The sequence below is a fragment of the Mesorhizobium sp. M7A.F.Ca.CA.002.04.1.1 genome (assembly GCF_004022805.1).
Classification (GTDB): domain Bacteria; phylum Pseudomonadota; class Alphaproteobacteria; order Rhizobiales; family Rhizobiaceae; genus Mesorhizobium; species Mesorhizobium ciceri.
This window is the reverse complement of record NZ_RZPL01001054.1, coordinates 1-1,318: the sequence shown is the minus strand read 5'-3', so window position 1 is coordinate 1,318 and position 1,318 is coordinate 1. Positions and strand designations below refer to the sequence as shown.

The 1,318-nt window shown below is 61.2% G+C and carries 1 protein-coding gene; it reads right to left on the bottom strand.

The features are described 5' to 3' along the window. Window positions 1-1,176: type II and III secretion system protein family protein (locus ENZ75_RS32020; protein WP_245481336.1), on the bottom strand; the 1,176-nt coding region annotated here is incomplete at its 3' end. Window positions 1,177-1,318 lie beyond the last annotated feature (142 nt).

Sequence of the window (1,318 nt, the reverse complement as noted above, 5' to 3'; positions counted from 1 at the left end):
CTGATAGGATTTGGACGAGAACAGAGCCCCAAGCACCGGCATCTTGCCGAGGCCCGGAATGCGCGACGTGGTGATGTCGTTTTGCGACTGCAGCAGTCCAGCGATCATGAAGCTCTGGCCGTTCTTCAGGTCGACTGACGTCCTGGCACGGCGCACGATGAAGCCAGGAACCGAGATCGTCCCGATATTGTAGGAGGCCGACGCATCGATCGAGGAGACTTCCGGCGCGATATCAAGGCTGACCAGCCCGTCTTTCAGAACCGTCGGCGTGAAATCCAGGCTGACGCCGTATTTCTTGTAGCTGACCGAGATCTTGCCGTTGTCCTCCGAGACCGGGATCGGGAACTCGCCGCCGGCGAGGAAGCTCGCCGTCTGACCGGACCGGGCGATCAGGTTCGGCTCGGCCAGTCGCCGCGCCAAGCCGCGCTCCTCCAGCGCCTTGATGGCAATATCGATCGATACGCCGTTCGATAGGAGACGACCGATGATCTCGCCAGTACCGGCCGCCGGCACTGTGCCCGGATCGATCGAGACGTCGCGGCCGCCAAGGCCATAGGCGAAATTGGCGGCGTATTTGGCACCCAGATCCTGGCCCGCCTGGCGGTTGATCTCGACAAAGCGGACGTTGAGCTGGACCTGCTGCGAAGATGAGATGTTGACCGAGTTGATCACCTCCTCGGCACCGGAAAAGCGCGTCGCGATCTTGTTTGCCTTTTCGGCGGCGACGGCATCGTCGGCCTCGCCCGACAGCACGACACGGCCATTGGCCGATCCGACCTTGATCCTGGCATCCGGCACGCTGGCGCGAATGGTGCTGGCCAGTTGGTCGGTGTCGAGCGTCACCTCGATGTCGACGGTGCCGACAAGCTGCTTTTTCTCATCGAACAGCGCAATCCCGGTGGTGCCGAGATTGTTGCCGAGCACATAGAAGGATTTGTCGGTCAGCGGATTGACGTTGGCGATCTCCGGATCGCCGATGACGATCTGGTAGAAGGCAGCACTGGTGATGATCGTCTTCGGCTTGCCCTTGGCAACCTTGATTGACGCATTCTTGGTCGACGACACGTAGACGACGTCGTTGTCAGCTCTCGCCGCCGAGGCGCCCAAGGCCAGCATCACCGCAGCGGCCAGCGAAGACGCGACAGCCACGGCGCGCAAAACGCGCAACCGCGTCATGACCCGATATATGAACAGCCCGAACATTGTCCCGTCCCTCACCCAGTCCCCACTGGTTTATTTCTGGTCCCGCGAAGGAACCTGGTATTCCTCGGCCTTCGTGCCGCGCGTTACGATGACCGTCTTGAACTTCGGTTTCTCC